The following is a 25,455-nucleotide window of genomic DNA, read 5'->3' on the forward strand; positions in this document are numbered from 1 at the left end:
TTGTGAAAACTGACATCAAAGCAGCATTTGTTCGATTTTTTGAGTTTCGTAATTATCTGTTTAATTTTGGTAATAGCAATTAGATTCGATGATCCGCGCTGTCGGTTGATATCAACCGACAGCATGGTATTGCAGTTTGTTTTAAAATGCATTTACTCGGCTTTTCGTGGGACAGTCTACACAAAACCTAAAGGCGCTTCGCCGACATGTATTACATCAAGTTGTGTGTATCAAGGCGAACTCCGAAGGTGTCCGATCTTGCGGCACACAACGATTAATACATGTCGGCGAAGCAAAACCGGGAGTAATTGGCTGTCCGGAGCTTCACGGGTTGTTTATTCGATGATTCCTTTGGTTGAAGGGATGCCCTTGTTTTCGGGGTTAATGGCACAGGCTTCTTTTAGGGTTCGGCCCAGAGATTTGAAAATCCCTTCCACAATATGGTGGTTGTTGGACCCGTAAAGGGAAGCAACATGAAGGGATATTTTGCTGTTGCTGGCAAAGGCCATGAAAAATTCTTCTAAAAGCTCGGTTTCAAAATCGCCGATGAACTCCCGGGTGAGGGGAACATCATAAACCAGGTAGCTGCGGCCGCTGATATCCACACAGACGCGGCACAGGGCTTCATCCATGGGGGTAAGCTGAAAAGCATAGCGGTTGATGCCGGCTTTATCTCCCAAAGCCTCATAAAAGGCCTTGCCCAGGAGAATGCCGATATCCTCGATGACGTGGTGGTTATCGGCGGTATCGCCGGTGGCCTTAATGGTTAAATCAAAACCGCCGTGCTTGGTGAAAAGGGTGAGCATATGGTCAAAAAAACCAACTTCGGTACTGACCTCGCACTGGCCGTTGCCATCAATGTTTAAAGATAATTGAATGGCGGTTTCAGCGGTTGTTCGGTTTAATGTTACTTTACGCTTCATTGTATACGACCTCCTTGATAATTGCCAGAATCTTCTGATTTTCCTGAGGTTTTCCCATGGAAAAGCGGATGCTTCCGGGTTGTCGATCGGACTCTTTAAAGTATTTAATGAGGATATCCTTTTTTATCAGGGCTTCATAGATTGCTTCGGCCTGGGGGGCTTCAAAATAAATGAAATTTGAGCCGGAGGGATAAATTTTAAAGGCGTTCAACGCTTTCAGGAAGGCCATGGCCTTTTCGCGCTCGGCTTTAAAAATTTCAAGGTTGCGTAAAATAGTGTCCCGATTTTTAAGGGCGATGACAGCTAGTTTTTGGGTCAGGACATTCAGATTATAGGGGCCTTTCACTTTATAGAGGATGTCAATGATGCTCTTGTTCCCAAGCGCATAACCACAGCGAATGCCAGCCAAACCAAAGGCTTTTGAAAGGGTTCGCAGGATTAAAAGGCGGGGATAGAATTTAATTAAATCCACCCCGGACTTGCCAAAAAATTCAATGTAGGCTTCATCTAAGATCACCAGCGAGGGCACCGCATCGAGTACTTTTATGATTTCTTCCCTGGAGAAGGTATAACCGGTAGGGTTGTTAGGGTTGCACATATACAGTAGTTTGGCATTGTGTTCACAGGCTTCGGCAATCATGGTGTCAATATCCGGTACATGCTCGGGTAGATCATCGACGCGAATATGTCTGGCATCGGCAATGGTTGCCCAGATATCATACATGGCAAAAGACGGGGAGTGGGAAACAATGACGTCACCGGGATTGACAAAGGCCTGATTAATCATGGCAATGAGTTCATCGGAACCGGATCCGCAGATGATCCCTTCTTCGGGAACACCGGTATAGGCATGGAGCTCTGTTAATAATTCGGGAAAACAGGCCTCGGGGTACCGATTTAAATCGGTATTGCATATTTCATCACAGAATTTGCGTTTTAACACCATTGGAAAGTCATAGGGACTTTCATTGGCATTCACAATTATTTCATACTGTGGGGCATCGACTTTATAAGCGTTAAGGTTTTTAATATTTTCTCTGATTAGTTTATCCATTATTTTTCAAACCGCCTTTCAACTGCTTTGGCATGGGCATCCAGACCTTCGGATCGGGCAAAGGTGGCTATTTTTTCATAGACATTCTCCAGGGCATCCTGACTATATGAAAGAATACTGGACTTCTTCATATAGTCATAAACACCCAGTGGGGATGAGAATTTTGCGGTGCCTGAGGTGGGCAGGGTATGATTTGGTCCGGCAAAGTAATCGCCCAGGGGCTCTGGTGTATAGGGCCCCATAAAAATAGCCCCGGCATTTTTTACCTTTTCCAGAGAATTCATGGGATTTTCGATGAGCAGTTCCAGATGTTCTGGGGCGATTTCATTGGAAAGTGAAAAAGCTTCATCCAGATTTTTAACAATAAAAACAAAACCAAAATCATCCACAGATTTTTTAGCTATAAGCTTGCGATTCAGGTCTTCTTCAATTTGTCGATAAACTTCTTCAATAACCTGTTCGCCAAGGACTTGTGATGTGGTGACCAAAATAGGCATGGCCAATTCATCATGTTCAGCCTGGGATAGCAGGTCGGCGGCTGCATAGACCGGGTTGGCATTTTCATCAGCAATAATGAGTACTTCACTGGGACCCGCAATCATATCAATGTCGACTTTCCCAAAAACTTCCTTTTTGGCCGTGGCCACGTAAATATTTCCAGGGCCGACAATTTTATTCACCGGTTTTATGGTTTCGCTGCCATAGGCCAGGGCAGCAATTGCCTGGGCCCCCCCAAGCTTATAAATTTCATGAACACCTGCAATTTTAGCGGCGGCTAAAATGGTCGGATTGATTTTTCCGTCCCGTCCGGGAGGGGTGACCATCACCAGGGATTGCACCCCGGCAACCAGGGCGGGAATGGCATCCATTAATACGGTGGAGGGGTAATTTGCTTTTCCGCCCGGCACGTAGAGGCCAACCCGTTCAATGGGAGTGATATGCTGCCCCAGAATAACCCCAGGCAGAGGGGCATAGGTCCAGGTTTTCTCCAGTTGCTTTTCATGGAAGGAGCGAATATTGATAGCAGCCTCTCGCATAATATCCAGCAGTGATTCAGGAACAGCATCATAGGCTTCTTGAATTTCTTCCTCAGTCACCTGAAGATGGGTAAGCTCGCACTTATCAAGGGCTTTGGTGTAATATAAAAGGGCGGAGTTGCCGTCTTTTTTTACGCCCTTGATGATTTCCAGGACCGCATTTCGGATATCATCCTGTTCTTCTTCATTGCGTTTCAGAAGTTTAATCAAGTTTGTGTTTTTATTGTAATTAATAAGTTTCATTTCTATTCCTTTCTAAAGCTGGGTTTCGAATGTCCGAATGATGGGATCAATCAGCTCTCGTTTGGTTTTTAAGCTTACCTGGTTCACAATCATTCGCGAACTGATGTCGCAGATTTCTTCAAGCACCACCAGTCCGTTCTCTTTGAGGGTATTTCCGCTTTCAACGATGTCAACAATACAATCCGATAAGCCGATAAGGGGTGCCAGTTCAACCGAACCATTTATTTTTATGATATCGACCAATTGATTTTTAGCGTTAAAGTAATTTTTGGCGATGGTGGGATACTTGGTGCCCACCACCATTTTTTTCCCATAGGGCAGAGGACGGTCTTCAAATCCCGCAACACACATTTTACAACGGCCTATGTTTAGGTTTAGCAGTTCATAAACCTGGGCAGGGTGTTCTAACAATACATCCTTACCGACAATTCCGATGTCCGCAGCGCCTTTTTCCACGTAAGTGGGAACATCCGGAGATTTCACCAGAAAAAACTCGATGGTACCGGTGGTATCCGTAAAAATAAGCTTTCTGCTTTTTTCTGAATATTCCTCAAAAATATAACCAAGAGCAATTAATAATTCGATGGCCTTTTTAGCAACACGACCCTTTGCCAGGGCAAACCGGATAACCATTTAGTTTACCTCGCTTTCGAAAGTTATGGCTTCCAGAGAAATGTATTGATCATTTTCAACAATACAAAGCTTTCCCTGGGATAAAAAGTAAATTTCTGCATTTTTATATAATGGGTTTTCTCTAATAGATATGACATGATAGCCCCAGTCGGATTTGATCATAAAGACTTCAGTAATCTCGCCCTTTGCTCTTAAATTATTGGCCAGATCATAGGCCGCTGATTTGTCATCATACCCATAAAAGATTACATGGTTCTTTTGAGTATCCATTGGTAACAGGTTTTCCTGTTCCATGTAATCAATCACCTTCATCAAGTCAATGGCAAAACCACAGGCAGGTCGGGGAATCCCGAATTTTTCCGAGAGGTTGTTATAACGGCCGCCGCTGATCACCGGTTCACCCCAGTTATTGATATAACCCTTAAAATTAATATCCGTATAGTAGTTCATCTGATTGGTAAAACCAAGGTCGAAGCTGACATAGCTGGCAAGGCCCATGACTTCCAGGTGACAATAAATTTCAGCGATCTTTTCGACAACCCCGGCCATGTTTTCGTTTAGACAAAGCGTTTTCATTTCTTTTAGCACCGCTTTCGGTTCGCCGTAGAGCGAGGGCAGCTTGATAATAATCGCTTTGGCCTCAGCGCTTAAATCAAGGGGTTTAAGAAAGCAGGCAATGTCATCGATGTTTTTATTTTCAATGTATTGAAAAAGCATTTCTCTTTCAAAGGAAGATAAAGCCAATTCCTCAAAAAGATAATTGATGAATCCCACATGGCCAAGATCAATATGAACATCCTTGACCCCATTCTCTAAAAGAGAAAGAATGGCAAGACCAATGACTTCGCCATCGCACTCGGGGCTGTCATTGCCAAAATATTCAATGCCGATTTGAGTGATTTCTTTTTTAATCATTTCAGGACTTGAAAAATTTCGGTAGATATTAGTTTGGTATGCAAATTTAATGACCTCATCAGCGTTGGGATGGTTCATCGCTGCCATTCGCGTCACCGGCAGGGTGGCATCGGGTTTTAAAACCAATACCTTTCCCTGATGATTCACGAGCTTAAACAGATCATCGCTGGGAATTGAATCTTCTCCGACATAGAGATCATAGGTTTCAAAGGTAGGTGTGGAAATTTGATGATACCCATAGAGACGATAGAGGGTGGTCAATTTATTAATAATTTTTTCAAGTGAATAATAATCCTGATGTTGAATATTTTCAAAGCCATCAATGGTAGAATTTAAAAGCATGAGCACCTCCAGCACTTCATTACGTTAGTTTGGTAAAGCGTTATTTATAGTTTACCACTAATTTTTAATTTGTCAAAGCATTTAATCGGTTTTTAATCCTTATTAATTATAGTATACTTATGATTTCAAGGCAAATAACTTTGTGTATATGGCTGTCCAGTTAAGATTGGACTTTTGAAATACCGGAATCGAACAAATTACTTAAGGGTGGGATTGATTTAGCAAAAAAAATCTATTGGACTAGGGAACTTTATAGTATACTATAAATGATATGAAATTAAATTGAATATTGGCCCATGTTTTTTTGAATGACTTTAAAATCATTGAGAATAAACTGATGGTATAAATCGAGGGTTATTAGTACAATCCCTAAATCAAAAAAAAGAGGAGTTATCTATGACCTACAAATGTGTGGTTTTTGACTTTGACGGCACACTTGCCGACACCGAAGAAAAAGCTTTCAATATATACAATAAACTTGCATCCAAATACAAATACAGCCCGGTGACCATGGAAGAGTTGCAGCACATCAAAAATCTTCATATGAAAGAAATTTTGGAGATTGTGGATATTCCTTTTTATCGGTTGCCCAGAGCTTTGAGCGAAGGACAAAAGCTTATGCGAGAAGAATCCAGTGAAATTTGGGCTTTTTCTTCGGATATTCATTCCTTTTTTACCGAACTGAAAAAAGATACCGATCATGTAGGTATATTAACCTCCAATATAAAAAAAACTGTGATTGAATTTTTAGATACTTATAATCTACGGGAAGAAATTGAATTTGTTATGTGTTCGGCGTTAATGTCTAAAAGCAAAAAAATAAAAAAGGTGCTGCGAAAATATGACCTTGATCCCTCAGAAATGTTATACATTGGGGACGAAACCCGCGACATCGATGCCTGTCATAAGGTGGGAGTTGATGTTGTTGCGGTGAAGTGGGGATATAATACACCCCTAGCTCTTGAACGCTGTCATCCAACTTATATGATTGAAAACCTGTGGGATGTCATTGACATTGTTAAAAAGAAAAATACATTCGCATAAATATTTTGATAAATTTCGGACTTTTATTAAGGTTATGTGCTGGAGGATTCAGGCGCATCCTTCGACTTGATGTGAATAACATGATGAAACAGCGTGACTCAAAGTCGTTTGTGATCCCCAGAGACATTTGTTTAACCGACAAATGTCTTTTTTAAGTGTTCCTAAAATTCACAATATTATGGATAATTCTTAATGTTTTAAACTGAAAAATCACTTCAAAAATTAAAAGAATTATGGACAATGAAAATAATCTGCTCCAAAAGACTTCACGCAATGGAGAATTAAGGGTATAATAAATCAATTGCGCCAGGTGCTATTTTAGGCATAGCGCATAAAAATGAAAGGATATTATGGAAAAATTAACATCACCACGTGTGATTGAAACTATTTTAAGAAAAAACGCATTGCATTTTAATAAACGTTTTGGACAAAATTTTCTTATTGATGAAAATATTGTCAGAAAAATTGTTGATGCCGGGGAAGTCGGGGAAGAGGATCTTGTTTTGGAAATAGGTTCCGGAATCGGAACTATGACCCAGGTTCTGAGTGAGTGTGCCAAAAAAGTTATTACGGTAGAAATTGATAAAAAACTTATTCCAGTACTTAAAGAAACATTGGCAGATTGTACCAATGTCGAAATTATCCAGGGTGATATATTAAAAACAAATATTCGTGAAATCCTAGGCGATGATTTAGGAAAGATGCCGCTTAAGATTATCGCAAACTTACCTTATTATGTGACTACTCCAATTATTATGGGTTTCCTGGAGTCGGATTTACCCTTTGAGGGAATGACCTTTATGATACAAAAGGAGGTAGGAGAACGTCTTTGCGGGAAACCGGGAACAAAAGCCTATGGTTCATTAAGCATTGCAGCTCAGTTTTACTCGGATGTAACCATTGATTTTAATGTGCCATCCCATGTTTTTATGCCCAAACCAAAAGTGGATTCAATTGTGGTTTCATTTAAGAAGCTGGCTGAACCAAGAATTCATTTAGAAAATCAGAAGCTGTTTTTCTCGGTGGTGAAAGCCAGTTTTTTGAATCGACGAAAGACTTTGATTAATGGTCTCTCAATGAACACGAATTATGAAAAGGAAATCATCCTTGAAGTGCTCAAGGAGTGTGCCATTGAACCAGGTATACGAGGAGAAATGTTAACAGGATCCGAGTTTGCAAAAATTGCAAATGGCCTTTATGCATATGGAATACCCGAAGAACCGGTTAGCAAGTAGGCATATTCTATTAAAAAAAATTAAGTGTTTTAAATTCAGGCAGTAGTGAAACTTACAAATACTAAACTATTTTGCTTTACTGTTGGTTTACAAAAATAATTCAGGTAAACTGACAGTAAAACTCAGAGCAGTTTCAAAATTACCTGAATATTTTAATTTTATGCGAGGAGAAAACAGTATGATAGAAGTGAAAGATACCACGCTCAAATATTCAAATGGAAAAGGCATATTTGACTTGAATTTTAAAGTCAAAAAGGGCGAGGTTTTTGGTTATATTGGACCAAATGGTGCAGGTAAAACCACAACGATTCGCATGTTGCTGGGATTCAGTCGTTCGAATAAAGGGGTTGCAACCATCAAGGGGCTTAATTGTGCAAAGCAAACCGCATCAATTCAAAAAATACTCGGATATGTTCCCGGAGAGATTGCATTTTTTGAAGAAATGCGGGGAAACGCATTTCTTAATTTTATGACACAGATGCGGGGAACAAAGCAAGCAAAGGGACTCAAAATAAGGGAATCTTTAATTGAGCGTTTTGAATTGGATACCCGGGAAAAAATTGAACGAATGTCAAGAGGAATGAAACAAAAGTTGGCTATTGTTGCTGCTTTCATGCATGACCCTGAGATATTGATTCTCGATGAACCCACAAGCGGCCTGGATCCCCTGATGCAAACGCGTTTTGTGGATTTGATTTTAGAGGAAAAAAGACGGGGAAAAACGATTTTAATGTCTTCACATCGATTTGAAGAGGTTGAGCGTACCTGTGACCGGGTTGGGATCATAAAAGAGGGACGAATTATTGAAGAAAATGATATCATTGCATTGAAGTCAGCGGAAACCAAGTCTTACCTGGTTAAATTTGGCACCCCTCCGAATCTTGAGGAATTAAGACGCTATGGTTTTAGTTTTAAACAATTTACTGAAAAGGATTTCGAAATTTTTTCGCCTGGAGATCGGATTGGTCTTCTGGTAAAGGTGCTTGCCAATGAAAAAGTTCTTGTTTTCAATTCAAACACTCAAACATTGGAAGAAATTTTTCTTAAACACTATGGCAAGGAGGCAAAAAAAGCATGAGTTTACCATTATTTTTAAAAGATATAAAAAATAATATTGTTTTGTTGCTTGTTTTTGGGATTTTAATGTCGATTTATCTGTCGGTTATTATTTACATGTATGATCCAAGCGGTGCAGGTGCCCTAATGGATATGTTGTCACTACTTCCCGTGAGGCTGGTAAATGCTCTGGGCTTTCCTACAGTTGATACCGGTTTAACCGGATTTATCGCCGGCTTGTACTATGGTTTTTTAATCTATCTTTTCCCCATGGTGTATTGTATTGTCCTGGGGAATCGTTTGGTTGCAAAATGGGTTTATGAGGGTTCATTTATAAGTTTGCTGTCAACACCAAATAGCCGTATTAAAATCATTGTAACCCAGGGTGCATATATGCTTTTTTCGATAATCTTACTTTTTTCGATTCTCTATTTTGTTGGAATAGGCGTCAGTGAAAATTTATTCAAAGGACTGTTGGATATTTCTGTTTTTGGAAAACTTAATTTTTCGGCCTGTCTCATGACTATGGCCATCGGAATGATTTGCTTTTTCTTTTCCTGTATTTTTAACGATACAAGACTGTCCCTGGCCTTTGGCGCGGGGATTCCCGTGTTATTCTTTTTACTGAATATGCTGGGTGGGCTTTCAGAAAGAACCGCATTTCTAAAAGATTACTCACTGTATAGTTCCTTTAACGGAATGAACCTTGTCAGCGGGACCGTAAATGCTGGAACGATTAATTCATTCTTTATAATGGTTATCCTGCTTCTGTTCGCCGGCAGCATCGCAATTTTCCAATTTAAACGCCTTCCGATTTAAGGGTGAAAAAATACGTCAGATTCTTCTGGTGGGTGAGTGGTGACAAACCTCGTTGCGGACATTTATTTATCGTTGTGTGCTACAAGGCGTACAGTCTAGCGACTGTTCGCCTTGATGCACACAACTGATGAAATAAAAATCCACAACGAGGTTTGTCAAATTACTTTGTCTTCAGTTTCAAAAGCCACTGAAATCTGGCGTTTGAGTTTGCAGATAAAGCTGAAAAGTAAGTCCTGGGGACAATCGTAACATCAGTTGTCGGCATCATGGCGAACAGGCTTTGCCTGTCCGATCATGCAGCCGACAACGATTTACCATTGTCCCCAGGACGAGTTTGTCAACGAACTCAGACGTCAGTGGAAGCTGGCGTTTTTTTTTATTCGATAATGTTTTTGAGGATGCCGATTTTTTCGATTTCGGTTTCGATCACATCGCCGTGCTGTAAAAACTGCGGAGGATTCTGGGCAATGCCGACGCCGGCAGGGGTGCCGGTGAGGATAATGTCACCGGGAAGCAGGGTCATCCCCTGGGAAAGATCACTGATAATGGTGGGAATGTCAAAAATCATATTGCCGGTGTGAGAATGTTGTCTTACTTCACCGTTGACACGACAGGTCAATTCAAGGTCAAAGGGAATGGGCAGGTTGTTTTTATGGACAATAACCGGGCCCAGGGGGCAAAAGGTATCCAGGCTTTTGCCTTTGTACCATTGGGAGTGCTTCTTTTGAAGATCTCTGGCAGTTATATCATTGGCGATGGTGTAACCGAAGATATAATCTTCAGCTTCATTTTTTGAAATATTTAACCCTTCCTTGCCGATGATGATGGCGAGTTCCGCTTCATAATCAATTTGCTTGGTGGTTTTGGCATGAGATAAAATCACCGTGTCAGGACCGGTAATCGAGGTTGGCAGCTTGGAGAAATAAATGGGACTTTCAGGAACATCACCCATGGAAGGGATGTTTTTGATTTCCTTGGCATGGTCAGCGTAGTTTTTACCAAGACAGAAAATATTCCGGGGCGGTTTAGGGATCGGTGCCAGCAGTTTTACCAAACCAAGATCGATACCCAGGTTTGGATTTTGAGCAATAATATTGGAAATCTTCGATAATAAGTCATCGGTGGCCAGGGGGATAAAATCGATTAAACGCTCGGGAAGCTTGATTCCCATGAGTTTGCCCAGGGTTGTTATGGGCAAAACTTTTTTTGTGTCTTCGGTGAGAATACCACCTTCACTAAAAGCGTTATACTGATACGTTACGAAATACATAATAAAATCCTCCTTGTTTTTTTTCATCATATCATTTTTTGAATTGGAATTCTACAGAAATTATCTGAATCTTCCACTTGCTTTTAGTTAAAGAGCATTGACAATTTCCGGGATTTAAATTATTATTAATGTAAATAAGTATGCTAACTTTTAAAGAGCGTGGCTTAAAGGGTATAAAAAAAAATACATTGAAGAAGGAAAAAATGCCTCTCACAAAGTATGCCGCTATTTTTTTAGGCGGCTTGTTTTTTGCCCATAAACAGAGAAAATGATAGGAGGAACACTATGTTAAAAGGAAGACATTTGATCGAACCTGGCGACTTCCAAATAGAAGAAATTGAATCGATAATGCAGCTGGCTGATAATATTATTACAAACCCAAAGGGTTATTCTTTGGTTTGTAAGGGGAAATTATTAGCCAGCCTTTTTTATGAGCCCTCCACCCGGACACGTTTCAGCTTTGAAGCTGCGATGCTGCGTTTGGGCGGAGAAATTATCGGATTTGATGATCCCAACAATTCATCGGTTTCAAAAGGCGAAAGTTTGGGGGATACCATTCGTACCATTGAATGCTATTCAGATATTGCGGTCATCAGACATCCCCGAGAAGGAACCGCTCGACTTGTTTCAAAGTTTGCCAAAGAAATGCCGATTATTAATGCCGGAGATGGGGGACATGAGCATCCGACCCAAACCTTAACGGATTTATTAACCATCCGAAAATACAAAGGCGGTTGCGATAACCATGTGGTAGGGGTTTGCGGTGACCTTCTTTTTGGGAGAACCATTCATTCCCTGGTAAAAACATTGAACCGCTATGAGGGGATTACGTTTATCTTTATATCACCAAAAGAATTGAAAATGCCGGAGAATATTCTTCATCAATTGAATCCCGATTCCTATCGGGAAACGACCAACCTGGATGATGTCATCGGAGAACTTGATATTCTCTACATGTCCAGGGTTCAGCGGGAACGTTTTGTGAGTGAGGAAGAATATCTGCGGTTGAAGGATTATTATATTCTCGATAAAAAGAAAATGAGAAAAGCCAAGGAAGATATGATTGTCATGCATCCTTTACCACGGGTAAATGAAATTGCCATCGAGGTGGATGATGATCCCAGGGCTGTTTACTTTAAACAGGCCAAGTGTGGGATGTACGTACGGATGGCCCTGATTGCAAAACTTTTAGGTGTGGAGGATAACAATGATTAATGTATCGAAGTTGAAAAAAGGCATTATTATTGATCATATTGAAGCAGGACATGGTTTCGAAATATATAAAGAGTTGCATCTTAATGATATTGATGATGTGGTGGTGCTTTTGAAAAATATTCCCAGTAAAAAAATGAAACAGAAAGACTTGATCAAAATTGAAACAGATCTGCCGATTGATATGAATGTGTTAGGCCTCATCGATCCCAATGTTACCATTAACTTTGTTAAGGATGGGGAAATGTACAAGAAAATCAAACTGACCCTGCCGAAGGTTGTTGAGGGAATTATGAAATGCAAAAATCCCAGGTGCATTACCCAGCACGAAGAGGTTAAGGAAATTAAGTTTTATCTGGTAAATGAAGATAAAAAACAATATCGCTGTGAATATTGCGACGCCTACACGACATTTATGGAAAAAGAATAATGAGAAGGAGGGTCAGATGAAAACACTGATCACGAATATTGAAATTATTGATGCCAATGGACAGAGGCCTGGAAAAGTTTTAATTGAAGACGGCAAAATTAAAAAAGTTTACAAAGAAAATGGCTCAGTACGATCAGCCTTTGATGAAGAAATCGATGGCGGTGGGAATGTTCTGATGCCAGGATTTATTGACATGCACTGCCACCTCAGAGACCCTGGTTATGAGTATAAGGAAACCATGGAAACTGGCATGAGAGCTGCTCTCAAAGGCGGATTTACTTCATTGGTTGCCATGGCCAACACCAATCCCATCATTGATAATTCCGAGGACCTGCGCAACAACCGTGTGAAAGCTGCCGGGCTAAACCTGTGTCAGCTTATTCAAGTATCGGCATTAACCAAGGGCTTTGGTGCTGAAGATATGGTGGATTTCGATGCCCTTAGGCCATTTACCAATGTTTTTTCCAACGACGGTGTTTCCATTTTAAATGAAGAGATTATGATAAACGGTCTGGAAGCGTCCATCGCCTATGATTTTATTCTGCTGACCCATTGCCAGCCGGAAACTTCTTTGGTGAAACGGGATGTAGCCCTTTTGCAAAAAGTGGGAGGACATCTCCATGTCTGTCACATCAGCAAAAAAGATACCCTGGACGTTATTCGTGATGCAAAAGCAAAGGGCTTGGATATCACCTGTGAGGTTACTCCGCACCACCTTTTTGCCTCAGCCATAGAATATAAGGTCAATCCGCCTTTTCGAACCTATCCGGATCGTCGTGCCTTAATCGATGGGATTAAGGAAGGCATTATTGATATGTGCGGCACCGACCATGCTCCTCATTCAGATGAAGACAAGATAAAAGGGGCTCCGGGAATCAATAATTTTGAAATCGCCTTTTCCATGTATTATACGGTCTTTAATCAAAACGGTATTGGTGTCGAAAAGCTCAGCGAGATGCTAAGCCTCGCACCGGCAACGCGGATGGGTTTAAAGGCCGGTCTGATTAAAGAACGGTATCCCGCGGATTTGGTTTTAGTTGATCTGAATTGGGAAGGCAAAATAAATCCCAAGGAATTTATTTCAAAAAGTAAAAACAATCCTTTTGGGGGTGAGACCCTAAAGGGAAAAATATTAATGACCATGGTGAAGGGAGACGTTAAATATGACAATTATGGATCGACTTTATAAAGAAAGCATAGCGAAGGGACCAATCTGTGTTGGTCTTGATACTACGTTAAAATTCTTACCACAGTATCTGATTTCCAAAGACTGGTCCGATGGCGAAAAAATAACCGAATTTAATAAGAAAATAATTGATGCCACCGAAGACTTGGCAGCTACCTACAAGGTGCAAATCGCCTGTTATGAAGCCTTGGGTCTGGATGGCCTAAGCGCCTACAGCGCAACAGTTAAATATGCACGCAACAAGGGTAAAATCGTGATTGGAGATGTGAAACGCGGGGATATTTCATCCACCGGGGATCAATACGCCAAGGGACATTTTAGCGGAGATTTTGAAGTGGACATTATGACGGTTAATGCCTATATGGGAGAGGATGCGGTGTCTCCTTATTATCCCTATTTGAGAGATCATAGCAAAGGACTTTTTGTCCTTCAACGCACCTCCAACCCGTCGGCAGTGGATGTTCAGAACCTCAAGGTCGGGGATCAATCCGTTTATCAGATCATGGGAGACAACATTGAAAAATGGGGGAAAGATTTTATGGGCGAAAGTGGTTTCAGTGCCATCGGCGCAGTGGTTGGTTTAACCCGGCCCGAAGAATTTGAAGCCATTCAGGATCAGTGTCCCCACACTTTCTTTTTGGTCCCCGGCTATGGCGCCCAGGGAGGCACCGGTGAGGATATTGCTGAAATTCTAAAAAGGTCCCGTTGTGCGGTAGTTAATTCATCAAGGGGACTGATAACCGGCCATCAAAAGGCCGGCTGTGAGGATGAAGGCTTTGCAGACTATGTCAGAAAAGCCACTCTTGCCATGAAGGAGGATATTCTTCAATGGCTATAATCCAAAGCAATGAATGCATTAGCCCTGATATTTATAAAATGAGCGTTACCTTCAGTGGTACTGTTTTACCCGGTCAATTTTTTATGCTCAGAGCCTGGGATAAGGATCCATTATTGTCACGACCCATCAGTGTTCATGATTATGTCCCCGGCAAAGTAACATTTTTATACCAGGTTGTCGGCAAGGGCACCAAAATATTGGCAAAACTGAAAACTGGTGATAATGTCGAAATCCAGGGTCCCTACGGCAATGGTTTTCCGGAAATCACCGGCGATCTTTGCGTGGTCGGTGGCGGGATTGGGGTAGCCCCTCTTTACTATCTGGTGAAGCACTACAAAGAAAAAAAACCAAATGGCAACTGTCGTGTTTATTTAGGCTTCAGAGAAAATGCTTATTGTGTGGAAGCCTATGAGGCCATTGCCGATGAAGTGATTTTGGACATTGGCGGGATTATCACCAACCAGCTCCGGGTGCAGCCCGACGAAGTCGTTATGACCTGCGGACCGGAAATTATGATGGCCTCGGTGGCCAAAACCGTCCCCCTTGAAAATGTGGTGTATGTCTCCATGGAGGCTCATATGGCCTGTGGCATTGGGGCCTGTTTGGGCTGTACCTGTGAGACAAAGTCCGGGAATAAAAAAGTTTGCAAGGATGGTCCGGTGTTTTTACGAGAAGAGGTGTTTTATGTCTAATTGTCTGGAAACAAAATTCAATGACATCCTCTTTAAAAATCCGGTGATTCCCGCATCCGGAACCTTTGGATTTGGCCGGGAATACGAAGCCTTTTATGATTTGAATAAATTAGGCGGACTTTGCAGCAAGGGCCTGACGCTGGAGCCAAAATCCGGGAACAGGGGCATTCGCCTGTGGGAAACCCCGGCCGGGCTGATGAATAGCATCGGTCTTGAAAATCCCGGTGTCGATGCCTTTATCAAAAATGAATGGCCCCATCTCAAGGACATAGATACGGTGACCATCATCAATGTGGGCGGTAAAGACGAAGAATCTTATCTGACTGCCATCAAAAAGCTCAATGCCATTGACGCCAAGCTCATCGAGCTGAACATATCCTGTCCCAATGTAAAAGCCGGCGGCATGGCCTATGGCATCAAGGCAGCCACAGCCGGGGAGATCACAAAAAAAGTTGTGGCAATTTCCCGGCACCCGGTGATGGTGAAACTGTCGCCAAATGGCGAGGCCATCGCAGACATTGCCAAAGCCTGTGAAGAAGCCGGAGCCCAGGGAATTTCTTTGATTAATACTCTCCAGGGTATGGCCATTGATTATAAAAAGAAGGCCGTTGTTTTTGACAACCTTTACGCCGGGCTGTCCGGCCCGGCAGTGAAGCCCATTGCTCTTAGAATGACCCATCAGGTGTGTCAGGCAGTGAGGATTCCGGTGATGGCCATGGGTGGCATCAGCAATTGGGAAGATGCCCTCGAATTTATAATGGCAGGCGCTACCTGTATTCAGGTTGGAACCATGAATTTCAATAATCCCCTGGCACCCATCGAAATGATTGAAGGACTGGAAGCCTATTGTCAAAAAGAAGGTTTAGCCAATATTTCAGAAATCCGTGGTATTATATAAATTACAAAATAAAATACGAAATGAGGAATCATATGAGTAACGAAGTATTAGACATATTAAAATCAACCGATGCCTTTTTAGAAGGACATTTTTTGTTGTCCTCGGGAAAACACAGCGACCAGTATGTACAATGTGCAAAGGTATTGCGTTTCCCGGATGAAGCGGCAAAGGTCCTGGCCCCGGTGGTTGAACAATTAAAAGCTCTGGACATTGATAAAGTGGTAGGACCCGCCATGGGCGGCGTCATTGTTTCCTACGAAATCGGCCGGCAATTGGGCAAAGAATCCATTTTCACCGAACGTAAAGATGGTGAAATGGAACTGCGCCGGGGTTTTGAAATTAAGCCCGGTGAAAAAGTGATTATTACCGAAGATGTTGTAACAACCGGAAAATCAACCATTGAAACAAAAAAAGTATTGGAAGCCATGGGCGCTGAAGTATTGGGGGTTGCCTGTATTGCCGATCGCCGTGCGGCAGGGGTTGAAATCAACATGCCCATTTATTCAGCCATTAAGCTTGAAATTACAGCATGGGAACCCGATGAATGCCCAATCTGCAAAGCCGGAAAAATTCCGGTTGTAAAGCCAGGCTCACGAGGAAATGCGTAAAATTTAGTTTAAGCTCTCAATGAATTCTAATTAACAGGAGGAAAAAATTATGAAAAACACAAAGATAATTGCATTAGTCAGTAACGATTTTGAAGACCTGGAATTATGGTATCCTGTCCTTCGTTTACGTGAAGAAGGGGTTACCGTTCATGTGGTTGGAGAAGTAGCAGGAAAAAAATATATTGGAAAATATGGCGTTCCCTGTGTTTCTGATCTGGCCTATACGGATATCAATCCTGAAGATTATGACGGTATACTGGTTCCTGGAGGCTGGGCACCTGATGCCATCAGACGTTTCCCGGTGGTACTTGATATGATACGAAACTTCGATGCGCGCAAGCGGGTGATTGGAGAGATTTGTCATGCTGGCTGGGTGCTTATTTCAGCAGGAATTCTTAAGGGAATCAATGTGACCAGCACCCCGGGAATTAAGGATGATATGACCAATGCCGGGGCAATCTGGCATGATACCCCTTCCATCATTGATGGCCATATTGTATCAAGTCGCCGTCCCCCAGATCTGCCAGAGTACATGAAGGATTACATCAAGGTATTAAGGCAACAGAAATAAAATACACTAAAATAATATGACCCTCTCGTCAAAACTTTGATGAGAGGGTCATATTATTTTATTTTGTTGATTTTGAACAATAAACCGTTATGGCGTCACTCATAAACGCAGCCAGCCCTTTTCCGCGTTCGTCAATGTTTTGGGTGAATCGTTCGTCTCCCACATACATAAGTCCTAATCCGGCTAAAATTTCATCCGAACAATCGTAATAATGCTTGCTGATGTGTTGCTGCCATTGAGCCACAAGATCCTGCACTTCAGGATCTTGTGGGGATTTACTTTTATTGGCGAGAAAATCCGCATAGATTTTTTCGGCTTCTTCATGAATTATTTGCCAATTTTCTGCTGTGTACCCATTAGTTTTTTTCTGGCTCTGGGTATATGCTTCAGTGTTCCCCCAGCGTTCATGCACTTCTTTGGCATATTTCTTTTTTGATTCTTCAATTTCGGCCATATCAAATGCTTTAAAACTCATATTTTCTTCTCCTTTTATTTTTTTATCTAATATTGTAATAAGATTATCCAGACGATTTCGCTTAAGTGTGAGCAGTTTACGTTGCTTTCTTAAAGCATCCTCTTGATCAAAATCAGGATTTTTAAGAATGCCTTTTATTTCGGCAATGGAAAAATCCAGTTCTCTGAGAAAGAGAATGTGCTGGAGTCTTTCAAGACAAGCTTCATCATAATAACGATAGCCATTGGGAGCAATTTCACTGGGTTCAAGAATTCCCTCACCATGATAATAGTGGAGGGTGCGCACACTGACTCCAGTAAGATTAGCCACTTCTTTAACGGTTGTTTTCACGGGATCATCTCCTTACAAAATCTATCATAAACCATGACCTAAGGTAAGAGTCAAGGATTATATCTGATTATACAATGAATTTTATTAAAATAATTAGACAGAATTAAGTGTGGATTAATGGATAAGTGGGTATAATCAAAAATAATGAGGTTGCCTTAAGGCAAATTTGAAATAAATTTCAGGAGGAAAAAAGAATGTTTTATCATGGAAAAAATGAAGAAGGTCAATGTTACATGTCCAGTCATAAAGAAAAAATCATACCCTGTATTGCGGTATTGATTGCGGTTACCTTTACGGTTGCCGGATTTATTTGCATGAAAAAGTGGGATGAATCAGGCTGCTGTAAAAAGATGGGCAAATAGAAGAATAGGAAAAAAAGACAGAGATGTGATCTCCGTCTAAACTTGTCGGCATGTCCGTCCTGGGGACAATGGTAAATCGTTGTCTGCTGCATAATCGTGCAAGCGATCGCCTGTTCGCAATGATGCAGACAACTGATGTTACGATTGTCCCCGGGACTACACGTTTACAGTCACAAACAGAGATGTGATCTCCGTCTTTTTAAATTTATATTCCGAATTGAACGTCAACCGTGTATTTTTTCTTAAGGTCTTCTACTTTACCGATAAATGCCTTGTTTTGTTTTTCGCGTAATAAAAAGCTGCGGGCATTATCTTTTATGGCATCATAGGGAATTGTTTGGGTTTCTTTTCGGTCAGTGAGTTTGATCACGTGATAGCCGAACTGAGTTTTAACTGGAACTTCAGTCATTTCGCCAATTTCCAAAGCAAATGCAGCTTCTTCAAATTCTGGCACCATTTGGCCTCTGGAGAAATAACTTAAATCCCCGGCATTGTCTTTTGAAGGGCATACAGAATATTCTTTGGCGGCATCTTCAAAGGATTTACCCGCTTTAATTTCTGCAATGATATCAATGGCCTGTTGTTCAGTCGGCAGGAGGATATGACTTGCGCGAACGCTGTCAGGTGCAATGAACTGTTCAGGATTTTCATTATAAAACTTCTCAACATCTTCATCCGGGATCGTGACATCCATCATAAACTTGGCGATCATATGGGTTTTAAGGAGCTTTTCTTCAGCGTCTTTGACCATTTTTTTAAATTCTTCGCTTTCATCGACTTTAGCTTCTTTAGCTTCTAAATAAAAAAGTTCCTGGGCGATGAGCTCTTCTAAAAGCTGGCGACGACCTTCACGGCTTAAAAACTGATTTGCCTGTTCCTGGGGTAATTGTTTGATTAAGGCATCTAAATCAGAGGAGTAAATAGTTTTTCCTTCAACAGTTGCCATAGGGGTTCTTTCCATAATAGTCTCCTTAATAATAGTTATTAAATTTCTTCTCTAAAGATCATAGCCTGAGTGTCGATTTTTGTCAATATCTACACAATAAAGGTTAGAATTTTGAGATATTTAAAAGATTATCTTAAGGCTGACTTAAAATTATTATTGAAGTTTTGGGATAAGCTTAATAAATAATTTAGTGATTGTCTTTCATCTTGACAATTGTAAAGGAGAAGACTATACTTATGACAAGTAGTTAGGTTGAAACTAACTAATAAAATTTGATTAGGTGATGTTATGGCATGTAAGAAATTTGAATTATACCAGGCCTATCTTAAATTGCTCCAAATGGAAGCAGAGTTTCATGATAATGAAGAATGCCAGTGTCAGGCGCAGGATATGACGTTGAAGCAGATTTACTACCTGCGAATCATCGATCAGAAGGACAGGGTGACTTTTAGCCAGCTAGCGTTGGAAACCCTTAATTCAAAGCCGACGATTACTGAATTGATCAGCAAGTTTATTTCAATGGACTGTGTTTACAGAGAACGTTCTGCTGAAGATCGCAGGGTCTACTATATTTGTCTCACACAAAAGGGCAAATCTATTGCCAGAGCACAGGAGCGAACCCAAATGCGCTTTGTAGATCGTATTAGAAACAGTCTTTCAGAAGCAGAACTCAATGAATTTATCACCCTATTAAACAAAATCCTTTAGCCAATAAGCTGAGGATAAGGAGGAAAAAAATGAATACTTTAGAAATTAAAAATGCACCACTCATCCCAATAACAGAAACCGTTATTTACCCCGGCATAGCCAATCGGATTTTCGTCAACGAGGATATTGGAAATAATATAAAAGAACTCATCGTAAAGGATAATACTCTTGCCATCGGATTGTCAACCAAAGACTATAGAGGGCTTGTACAATTAACAGCGGATTCATTTTACCGAATCGGTGTTTTGATGAAATTTGATAAAATACAAAAATCAGATAACGGTTTTATCATTGATATTACCACCATCAACCGTGTTAAGGTATTGGATTTTACCTTTGAAGAAAAACAAATTACCGCTAACTACACGATGCAGGAAGATATCTTAGATGTGAATGAAGATGAAGAACAGGAAATGATCATTTACATCAAGGGGTTAATGAAAGAACTCAGCCATAATTTTAAAGGTGCCGAATACTTTGTAAGTATCCTGGATGGGCTACAATCATTAGAAGAAATTATGGGATACACTGTTCCGATGATGGGCCTTCCCTTGAAAACCAAGCAAACATTACTTGAGATCGACTCTTTAAAAGAACGGACCCTTAGTTTTATTGACTATATTATCCGGGAAAAAGATTCGGTTCATTTGCAACTGGAAATCAGTAAGAAATATTCTCAGAGAAAAGATAAAAACTACCGGGAAGCCATGTTGCGTGAACAAATGAAAAATATTCAAGCCGAACTTGGCGAGCTGGAAGGTGATCTTGATGAAGAGATTGACTATCGCAAGCGTGTTCAGGACTCGGATATGCCGTCAGACATAAAGAAAATTGCTTTTAAAGAAGTACGCAAAATGGAAAATGCCCAACCCAATAGTGGCGAAAGCAACGTCATCATGAATTATTTAGATCTTTTGCTGGAACTCCCCTGGACCAGTGAAATCAAGGAAATTGATATTGAACATGCTCGTCAGGTATTGGATGCACACCATTTTGGCATCGACGATGTTAAGAAAAGAATCATCGAGCATTTAGCGGTTATGAAGCTCAAGGAAGACAAACAGGGATCGATCCTGCTGTTAGTCGGACCTCCGGGTACCGGAAAAACCAGCCTTGGCAAGAGTATTGCCGAAGCACTTAATCGAAAATACGTGAGAGTAAGCCTGGGTGGTGTTCGCGACGAAGCTGAAATTCGGGGACATCGAAAAACTTATCTGGGTGCCATGGCAGGCCGGATTATTAAAGGAATCAATAACGCGGAAGCCAAAAATCCGGTGTTCATTTTAGATGAAATTGATAAAATGGGAATGTCTTATAATGGCGACCCCGGATCAGCCTTACTTGAAGTACTGGATCCTGAACAAAATTGTACATTTACCGATCATTATCTGGAAGTGCCCTATGATTTGTCTGAAGTTTTCTTTATTGCAACAGCCAATGATTTAAGCACCATTCCGGCTCCATTGCTTGACCGAGCAGAAATCATTCAGCTTTCAAGTTACACCAACGGTGAAAAGAAGCGGATCGCGATTGATCATCTGTTGCCAAAGGTTCTGATGGATCATGGTTTAACCGATCAAATGCTGCAAATTGACGATACTGCCATTGAAGCCATTGTCGAAAATTATACTGCCGAAGCCGGCGTTCGTGGGTTAACCAAACAGTTATCAAAAATTGCTCGTGTGGTTTCCGCAAAAATTGTGTCAAAAGATGTGGAACTGCCGTTTGTTGTAACAACAGAAAATATTGGAGATGTGTTAGGAAACAAAACCCGTCGTCATGAAAAAGCAGGGGAAAATAATAAACCTGGTGTTGTTACCGGTATGGCATGGACCGCCGTTGGTGGAGAGATTCTCTTTACCGAAGCAAGTTTAATGCCAGGTAGCGGAAAATTGACGCTCACCGGACAACTGGGAGATGTTATGAAGGAAAGTGCAACCATCGCCATGAGTCTTATTCGGTCACGATTAGGAGATCTCACCAATGGTTTCGATTTCTTCAAGTATGACACCCATATTCATGTTCCTTCAGGTTCCACCCCGAAGGATGGTCCATCAGCAGGTGTTACATTAACCACTGCTTTAGCTTCCCTGATTTTAGGAAAAGCTGTGGATTCAAAACTTTCCATGACCGGTGAAATTACCCTGAGTGGACAGGTGCTTCCGGTTGGCGGGATTAAAGAAAAGGTTATTGCTGCACAACGCAGCGGTATTACAAAAATCCTTCTGCCTAAGGAAAATGAGAAAGATGTAGTGGATATTCCGGAAGAAGTTCGGGATGCTCTTACCATCATTCATGTTTCCACCATTGAAGAAGTTTTACGCGAAGCACTGGGCATTGAATTGCCTGAATGCAAAACAGTATTTAATCAACCTGATGGCGGCTCAAAAGTTCATTTGAACCTAAGCAAAAAATAAATATAAAACCCTAAAGGTGTTTGTCTTCGGACAACACCTTTTTTTAGCGGGAATTAATAGATGCAGATAGGAAGCCCTTAATAGGTAATTGAGAAATTCAGATGAATCGAACAATGGTTGCTTTGATGTCAGTTTTCACAAACAATTTTGTAACGTGTAGACGAACAGGCGATAGCCTGTACGTCGTACAGTGTAAAAATTGTTTCGTGTAAACTGGCAGCGAAGCTCACGGCAGTTTGGCAATTACCTAATACACATAAATAAAGGAGGCTAAAATTTCTTAGTGAAATTATTTTTCTAAGTGTTATAATATTAGTTATGAAAATTAAAATGTTAAATGCGGATACAATTAATAAAATAGCAGCAGGTGAGGTGATTATCCGGCCAGTTTCAGTCATTAAAGAACTGGTGGAAAATGCTATTGATGCGGGTGCAACCCGAGTTACTGTTGTTATTGAGGCCGGCGGGAAAAATTTGATGATCGTTAGGGATAATGGCTGCGGGATTGCCTACAATGAAGTACCTTTGGCTTTTAAACGCCATGCCACCAGTAAACTGATTTCGATCGATGATTTAGAGTCCATTGAATCCCTGGGATTTCGGGGAGAGGCTCTGTCCAGCGTTTCGGCAGTTGCCAGGGTCCAGGTAACCACCTGTAATGAAACTGATGAGGTTGGCAGCATGTCTCTTTTTGAAGGTGGGACACTCATCAATCAACGCGTGTGTTCATATGGTAAAGGCACAGAAATGAAGGTTTGGGATCTTTTTTATAACACGCCGGCCCGGCGAAAACATCTGGAAAAGGATAAAAAAGAAGAAGTGTTAATTCGGGATCTCCTTGAGAAACTGGCTCTATCCAATCCAGGAGTTGCTTTCCAGGTAAGCAGTAATGGCCGAAGTGTACTAAGTACAACAGGCTCTGGAAATATGCTGGATGTGGTAAGTATCCTTTATGGAGGGGAGGTCGCTGCGAAACTCATCCCCATTCATTTTGAGAATACTCCCATGAAACTGACCGGATTGATTGGCGATTTGACAACCATGAGAAGTCACCGGGATGATCAGATATTTTTCATAAATGGACGTTATGTGAAAAATCCAAAGCTATCTCAAGCCCTTGATGGTGCATATGAAGGTTACATTATGAGGCATCAACATCCCTTTGGCATCATTTTTTTAGAGCTTCCGGGACGGATGCTGGATGTAAACATTCATCCGGCAAAAACTGAAATTAAAATATTAAATGAAAGCCTGGTGATGCTTTTATTCAGACAGGGAATCCGGGAAACTTTGCGACATGCAAACTTAGTAGTGGACATTGCTGATGGTTCGAATGCAAGTTCTGAAATTGAGAAAACTGCAATTATAAAAAGCAGCGAAGAAAAAGAGCTGCAAGAAAAAATACTGATACCCAATCATTCATTAGAAAAGCGAACAAAGCCTATTGGTAAAGCGGTGGAAATTCCAGAGCAGATCCCAGACAAACGCCAAACTGAAATAGTGTTTTCAGAACCTGGGTCACAAAGAAAAATGAATGATCAAGTGGCTGAAAGAACCGAAGTTTTAAGAACCCATGATACCAAATCAGGGCCTGAAATTCGGATAGTGCGTCCCGATTTTAGAAAGATGAAGATTATCGGACAGCTTTTTAATACCTACATTCTTTTGGAAGGGATCAAGGAGATTTATCTCATCGATCAGCATGCTGCCCACGAGGCCTTTTTAACCCGGGAGTTGGAAAGCGTTTTTGATCACGGAGCACTTATTCCCAGTCAGGGTCTGATGGCAGCGGTAACATTGAAAATACGACCCAAAGATATGCCAAGGATTATAAATGTTTTGGATACCTACAAAAGACTAGGTTATGACTGTGATGTGTTCGGTGAGGACAGTTTGATTATTCGCAGTGTACCAGTGTTTTTGGGTGAACCTCAAAGCAGTAGACTGCTGGAAAGTCTTATTAATGAAGACCTTTTTGAAATTGAAGAGGATCATTCCGAAAAACAATGGCTTTATTCTTCGGCGATTAAAGATAAAATCATCCTTATGGCATGTAAAGCCGCCATAAAAGGCGGACAGCCTCTTAGTAACCAGGAGATTCATCGATTACTAGAGGATTTAATGGGTTTGGACAATCCTTTTACCTGTCCCCATGGCCGACCGGTTATTACAAAGCTTCAGGAATACGAATTAATGAAATTATTTAAGCGGGTGGTATGAAATGATTGAAAATAAAAAGCCTGAGGTGCTGGTTTTGGTGGGTCCCACAGCCAGTGGAAAAACGGCCCTTGGGATAGCACTGGCAAAGGCACTGAATGGAGAGATTGTTTCAGCCGACTCCATGCAAATTTACAAATACATGAGTATCGGAACAGCAAAGGTCACAATAGCTGAAATGGATGGGGTACCCCATCATTTGGTTGACTGTATTTTACCGGATGAAGAATTCAGTGTGGCGAAATTCAAGGAAGCGGCACTCACCTGGATACATGATATTTTATCCAGGGGAAAGCTTCCCATTGTTGTTGGCGGAACAGGTTTGTATATTAATGGACTTACTTTGCCCTGGGGATTTCGCGAAAAGGATGAAGACGAAGTGGTGCGTTGGCAATTGGCTGCGGAAGCGGAAATGCTTGGATGTGAAGCGTTGTTTGAACGGCTAAAGGAAGTTGATCCAAAAACAGCTCAGACAGTTCATCCCAATAACGTGAAACGGGTCATCCGTGCCCTTGAGATTTTTGAGGTTACCGGGAAACCAAAGTCTTTTTTTGACGAAAAAGCAAGTACCGAGGAGCTGCCTTATACCTATGAGATTATCGGTTTAAAATGGCCGCGTGACGTATTGTATGAGCGGATTAATCGTCGGGTGGACAATATGGTGACAAAAGGTTTGATCAAAGAAGCTCAGGATTTGTTGGAACGTGGATACAGTTGGAGTTTAGTGTCATTAAAAGCTATTGGATATAAAGAGTTAAGACCTTATTTAGAAGGTAAAGCAACCTTGGAAGAAATGTTAACCATTCTTAAACAGAATACCCGACATTTTGCCAAACGCCAAATGACCTGGTTTCGTAAGGATGACCGTATTCATTGGGTAGAAGCGAATGAAGAACGGGATGTGAACGATCTTACAAATGAATGTTTGGATATTTTAAAAAACTCCTGTTTTATGGATTTAACCAAGCAATAAAAGCTAAGAATTGTCGAAAGA

At 41.2% G+C, this 25,455-nt stretch carries 26 protein-coding genes; 18 read left to right on the forward strand and 8 right to left on the reverse strand.

The genetic code is table 11. The annotated features are described in order from the left end of the window. Positions 1-335 precede the first annotated feature (335 nt). From hisB to AKG39_RS08090, 5 genes are read right to left on the reverse strand one after another with little or no spacing between them, the layout of a single operon-like run. A complete protein-coding gene (gene hisB, locus AKG39_RS08070; protein WP_050739874.1) occupies positions 336-923 on the reverse strand; it encodes an imidazoleglycerol-phosphate dehydratase HisB in 588 nt (195 codons plus the stop codon). Next, positions 913-1,977, reverse strand: coding sequence for a histidinol-phosphate transaminase (gene hisC / locus AKG39_RS08075; RefSeq protein ID WP_050739875.1), 1,065 nt, complete (start codon positions 1,975-1,977; stop codon positions 913-915). The genes hisB and hisC overlap by 11 nt, the downstream gene beginning before the upstream one ends. Further along, positions 1,977-3,257 (reverse strand): histidinol dehydrogenase, encoded by a 1,281-nt coding sequence (hisD, locus tag AKG39_RS08080; RefSeq protein ID WP_050739876.1) that lies wholly within the window; start codon positions 3,255-3,257, stop codon positions 1,977-1,979. Before hisD ends, hisC begins: the two co-directional genes overlap by 1 nt. Positions 3,258-3,269: 12 nt before the next feature. Next, positions 3,270-3,890, reverse strand: a complete 621-nt coding sequence (hisG, locus tag AKG39_RS08085; protein WP_083439468.1) for an ATP phosphoribosyltransferase — start codon at positions 3,888-3,890, stop codon at positions 3,270-3,272. Beyond that, positions 3,891-5,147, reverse strand: coding sequence for an ATP phosphoribosyltransferase regulatory subunit (locus AKG39_RS08090; RefSeq protein ID WP_050739877.1), 1,257 nt, complete (start codon positions 5,145-5,147; stop codon positions 3,891-3,893). Positions 5,148-5,543: 396 nt separating this feature from the next. Between AKG39_RS08090 and AKG39_RS08095 the strand changes: the two genes are divergently transcribed. From AKG39_RS08095 to AKG39_RS20675, 5 genes are all read left to right on the forward strand, one after another. Next, a complete protein-coding gene (locus AKG39_RS08095; RefSeq protein ID WP_050739878.1) occupies positions 5,544-6,191 on the forward strand; it encodes an HAD hydrolase-like protein in 648 nt (215 codons plus the stop codon). Positions 6,192-6,541: 350 nt separating this feature from the next. Further along, the gene (gene rsmA, locus AKG39_RS08100; RefSeq protein WP_050739879.1) at positions 6,542-7,426 is read left to right on the forward strand and encodes a 16S rRNA (adenine(1518)-N(6)/adenine(1519)-N(6))-dimethyltransferase RsmA; all 885 of its coding nucleotides are present in this window, start codon (positions 6,542-6,544) and stop codon (positions 7,424-7,426) included. 178 nt (positions 7,427-7,604) lie between these two features. Next, positions 7,605-8,504 carry an ABC transporter ATP-binding protein gene (locus tag AKG39_RS08105; RefSeq protein WP_050739880.1) on the forward strand — a complete coding sequence of 300 codons (900 nt, stop codon included), beginning with the start codon at positions 7,605-7,607 and terminating at the stop codon, positions 8,502-8,504. After that, positions 8,501-9,301: a hypothetical protein gene (locus AKG39_RS08110; RefSeq protein ID WP_050739881.1), complete on the forward strand. Its 801-nt coding sequence runs from the start codon at positions 8,501-8,503 to the stop codon at positions 9,299-9,301. The genes AKG39_RS08105 and AKG39_RS08110 overlap by 4 nt, the downstream gene beginning before the upstream one ends. 255 nt (positions 9,302-9,556) lie before the next feature. Further along, the gene (locus tag AKG39_RS20675; RefSeq protein ID WP_278277927.1) at positions 9,557-9,688 is read left to right on the forward strand and encodes a hypothetical protein; all 132 of its coding nucleotides are present in this window, start codon (positions 9,557-9,559) and stop codon (positions 9,686-9,688) included. Here the strand turns inward: AKG39_RS20675 and AKG39_RS08115 are convergent. Beyond that, positions 9,678-10,571 (reverse strand): fumarylacetoacetate hydrolase family protein, encoded by an 894-nt coding sequence (locus AKG39_RS08115; protein ID WP_050739882.1) that lies wholly within the window; start codon positions 10,569-10,571, stop codon positions 9,678-9,680. The genes AKG39_RS20675 and AKG39_RS08115 overlap by 11 nt on opposite strands. Positions 10,572-10,856: 285 nt before the next feature. Between AKG39_RS08115 and pyrB the strand changes: the two genes are divergently transcribed. The 8 genes from pyrB to AKG39_RS08155 are packed head-to-tail and all read left to right on the forward strand — an operon-like array spanning position 10,857 to position 17,006. Continuing rightward, entirely contained in the window at positions 10,857-11,786 is a 930-nt protein-coding gene (gene pyrB, locus AKG39_RS08120) for an aspartate carbamoyltransferase (protein ID WP_050739883.1), read from the forward strand. After that, on the forward strand, positions 11,779-12,213 hold the full coding sequence (locus tag AKG39_RS08125; RefSeq protein WP_050739884.1) for an aspartate carbamoyltransferase regulatory subunit: 435 nt from the start codon (positions 11,779-11,781) through the stop codon (positions 12,211-12,213). The genes pyrB and AKG39_RS08125 overlap by 8 nt, the downstream gene beginning before the upstream one ends. Positions 12,214-12,229: 16 nt before the next feature. Beyond that, positions 12,230-13,402: a dihydroorotase gene (locus tag AKG39_RS08130; protein WP_050739885.1), complete on the forward strand. Its 1,173-nt coding sequence runs from the start codon at positions 12,230-12,232 to the stop codon at positions 13,400-13,402. Further along, positions 13,377-14,237 carry an orotidine-5'-phosphate decarboxylase gene (gene pyrF / locus AKG39_RS08135; protein ID WP_050739886.1) on the forward strand — a complete coding sequence of 287 codons (861 nt, stop codon included), beginning with the start codon at positions 13,377-13,379 and terminating at the stop codon, positions 14,235-14,237. Before AKG39_RS08130 ends, pyrF begins: the two co-directional genes overlap by 26 nt. Next, on the forward strand, positions 14,228-14,929 hold the full coding sequence (locus AKG39_RS08140; protein ID WP_050739887.1) for a dihydroorotate dehydrogenase electron transfer subunit: 702 nt from the start codon (positions 14,228-14,230) through the stop codon (positions 14,927-14,929). The genes pyrF and AKG39_RS08140 overlap by 10 nt, the downstream gene beginning before the upstream one ends. Next, the gene (locus tag AKG39_RS08145; RefSeq protein ID WP_050739888.1) at positions 14,922-15,827 is read left to right on the forward strand and encodes a dihydroorotate dehydrogenase; all 906 of its coding nucleotides are present in this window, start codon (positions 14,922-14,924) and stop codon (positions 15,825-15,827) included. The genes AKG39_RS08140 and AKG39_RS08145 overlap by 8 nt, the downstream gene beginning before the upstream one ends. A gap of 32 nt (positions 15,828-15,859) precedes the next feature. Next, the gene (pyrE, locus tag AKG39_RS08150; RefSeq protein WP_050739889.1) at positions 15,860-16,435 is read left to right on the forward strand and encodes an orotate phosphoribosyltransferase; all 576 of its coding nucleotides are present in this window, start codon (positions 15,860-15,862) and stop codon (positions 16,433-16,435) included. A 49-nt stretch (positions 16,436-16,484) separates the two neighbouring features. Then, a complete protein-coding gene (locus AKG39_RS08155; protein WP_050739890.1) occupies positions 16,485-17,006 on the forward strand; it encodes a type 1 glutamine amidotransferase domain-containing protein in 522 nt (173 codons plus the stop codon). A gap of 58 nt (positions 17,007-17,064) precedes the next feature. Here AKG39_RS08155 and AKG39_RS08160 read toward each other — a convergent pair whose 3' ends face one another. Then, positions 17,065-17,811 (reverse strand): MerR family transcriptional regulator, encoded by a 747-nt coding sequence (locus tag AKG39_RS08160; protein ID WP_050739891.1) that lies wholly within the window; start codon positions 17,809-17,811, stop codon positions 17,065-17,067. Between the two features lie 194 nt (positions 17,812-18,005). Between AKG39_RS08160 and AKG39_RS20010 the strand changes: the two genes are divergently transcribed. Beyond that, on the forward strand, positions 18,006-18,173 hold the full coding sequence (locus AKG39_RS20010; RefSeq protein ID WP_160316160.1) for a hypothetical protein: 168 nt from the start codon (positions 18,006-18,008) through the stop codon (positions 18,171-18,173). Between the two features lie 205 nt (positions 18,174-18,378). On the opposite strand, the gene AKG39_RS08165 is transcribed toward AKG39_RS20010, so the two are convergent. Further along, the gene (locus AKG39_RS08165) at positions 18,379-19,134 is read right to left on the reverse strand and encodes a peptidylprolyl isomerase (RefSeq protein WP_050739892.1); all 756 of its coding nucleotides are present in this window, start codon (positions 19,132-19,134) and stop codon (positions 18,379-18,381) included. 273 nt (positions 19,135-19,407) lie between these two features. Here AKG39_RS08165 and AKG39_RS08170 point away from each other — a divergent pair, with 273 nt between their 5' ends. The 4 genes from AKG39_RS08170 to miaA all read left to right on the forward strand — a co-directional run bounded on the left by AKG39_RS08170 (position 19,408) and on the right by miaA (position 25,434). Next, positions 19,408-19,827, forward strand: a complete 420-nt coding sequence (locus AKG39_RS08170; protein WP_050739893.1) for a MarR family winged helix-turn-helix transcriptional regulator — start codon at positions 19,408-19,410, stop codon at positions 19,825-19,827. A gap of 29 nt (positions 19,828-19,856) precedes the next feature. After that, entirely contained in the window at positions 19,857-22,244 is a 2,388-nt protein-coding gene (gene lon, locus AKG39_RS08175) for an endopeptidase La (protein WP_050739894.1), read from the forward strand. A gap of 318 nt (positions 22,245-22,562) precedes the next feature. After that, positions 22,563-24,464, forward strand: a complete 1,902-nt coding sequence (gene mutL / locus AKG39_RS08180; protein ID WP_050739895.1) for a DNA mismatch repair endonuclease MutL — start codon at positions 22,563-22,565, stop codon at positions 24,462-24,464. A 1-nt stretch (position 24,465) separates the two neighbouring features. Further along, on the forward strand, positions 24,466-25,434 hold the full coding sequence (gene miaA, locus AKG39_RS08185; RefSeq protein ID WP_050739896.1) for a tRNA (adenosine(37)-N6)-dimethylallyltransferase MiaA: 969 nt from the start codon (positions 24,466-24,468) through the stop codon (positions 25,432-25,434). Positions 25,435-25,455 lie beyond the last annotated feature (21 nt).

The organism is Acetobacterium bakii (assembly GCF_001263355.1).
Lineage (GTDB): Bacteria > Bacillota > Clostridia > Eubacteriales > Eubacteriaceae > Acetobacterium > Acetobacterium bakii.

What these genes read in the sequence shown, in the direction of transcription:
- AKG39_RS08145 (WP_050739888.1), top strand. Translation starts at nt 14,922, where the DNA reads ATGTCTAATTGTCTGGAAACAAAATTCAATGACATCCTCTTTAAAAAT.
- AKG39_RS08170 (WP_050739893.1), top strand. Translation starts at nt 19,408, where the DNA reads ATGGCATGTAAGAAATTTGAATTATACCAGGCCTATCTTAAATTGCTC.
- AKG39_RS08095 (WP_050739878.1), top strand. Translation starts at nt 5,544, where the DNA reads ATGACCTACAAATGTGTGGTTTTTGACTTTGACGGCACACTTGCCGAC.
- miaA (WP_050739896.1), top strand. Translation starts at nt 24,466, where the DNA reads ATGATTGAAAATAAAAAGCCTGAGGTGCTGGTTTTGGTGGGTCCCACA.
- AKG39_RS08125 (WP_050739884.1), top strand. Translation starts at nt 11,779, where the DNA reads ATGATTAATGTATCGAAGTTGAAAAAAGGCATTATTATTGATCATATT.
- rsmA (WP_050739879.1), top strand. Translation starts at nt 6,542, where the DNA reads ATGGAAAAATTAACATCACCACGTGTGATTGAAACTATTTTAAGAAAA.
- hisB (WP_050739874.1), bottom strand. Translation starts at nt 923, where the DNA reads ATGAAGCGTAAAGTAACATTAAACCGAACAACCGCTGAAACCGCCATT.
- AKG39_RS08090 (WP_050739877.1), bottom strand. Translation starts at nt 5,147, where the DNA reads ATGCTTTTAAATTCTACCATTGATGGCTTTGAAAATATTCAACATCAG.
- pyrB (WP_050739883.1), top strand. Translation starts at nt 10,857, where the DNA reads ATGTTAAAAGGAAGACATTTGATCGAACCTGGCGACTTCCAAATAGAA.
- AKG39_RS08115 (WP_050739882.1), bottom strand. Translation starts at nt 10,571, where the DNA reads ATGTATTTCGTAACGTATCAGTATAACGCTTTTAGTGAAGGTGGTATT.
- AKG39_RS20010 (WP_160316160.1), top strand. Translation starts at nt 18,006, where the DNA reads ATGTTTTATCATGGAAAAAATGAAGAAGGTCAATGTTACATGTCCAGT.
- AKG39_RS08130 (WP_050739885.1), top strand. Translation starts at nt 12,230, where the DNA reads ATGAAAACACTGATCACGAATATTGAAATTATTGATGCCAATGGACAG.
- AKG39_RS08105 (WP_050739880.1), top strand. Translation starts at nt 7,605, where the DNA reads ATGATAGAAGTGAAAGATACCACGCTCAAATATTCAAATGGAAAAGGC.
- mutL (WP_050739895.1), top strand. Translation starts at nt 22,563, where the DNA reads ATGAAAATTAAAATGTTAAATGCGGATACAATTAATAAAATAGCAGCA.
- AKG39_RS08165 (WP_050739892.1), bottom strand. Translation starts at nt 19,134, where the DNA reads ATGGAAAGAACCCCTATGGCAACTGTTGAAGGAAAAACTATTTACTCC.
- pyrE (WP_050739889.1), top strand. Translation starts at nt 15,860, where the DNA reads ATGAGTAACGAAGTATTAGACATATTAAAATCAACCGATGCCTTTTTA.
- hisG (WP_083439468.1), bottom strand. Translation starts at nt 3,890, where the DNA reads ATGGTTATCCGGTTTGCCCTGGCAAAGGGTCGTGTTGCTAAAAAGGCC.
- AKG39_RS08155 (WP_050739890.1), top strand. Translation starts at nt 16,485, where the DNA reads ATGAAAAACACAAAGATAATTGCATTAGTCAGTAACGATTTTGAAGAC.
- lon (WP_050739894.1), top strand. Translation starts at nt 19,857, where the DNA reads ATGAATACTTTAGAAATTAAAAATGCACCACTCATCCCAATAACAGAA.
- pyrF (WP_050739886.1), top strand. Translation starts at nt 13,377, where the DNA reads ATGACAATTATGGATCGACTTTATAAAGAAAGCATAGCGAAGGGACCA.
- AKG39_RS08110 (WP_050739881.1), top strand. Translation starts at nt 8,501, where the DNA reads ATGAGTTTACCATTATTTTTAAAAGATATAAAAAATAATATTGTTTTG.
- AKG39_RS08140 (WP_050739887.1), top strand. Translation starts at nt 14,228, where the DNA reads ATGGCTATAATCCAAAGCAATGAATGCATTAGCCCTGATATTTATAAA.
- hisD (WP_050739876.1), bottom strand. Translation starts at nt 3,257, where the DNA reads ATGAAACTTATTAATTACAATAAAAACACAAACTTGATTAAACTTCTG.
- hisC (WP_050739875.1), bottom strand. Translation starts at nt 1,977, where the DNA reads ATGGATAAACTAATCAGAGAAAATATTAAAAACCTTAACGCTTATAAA.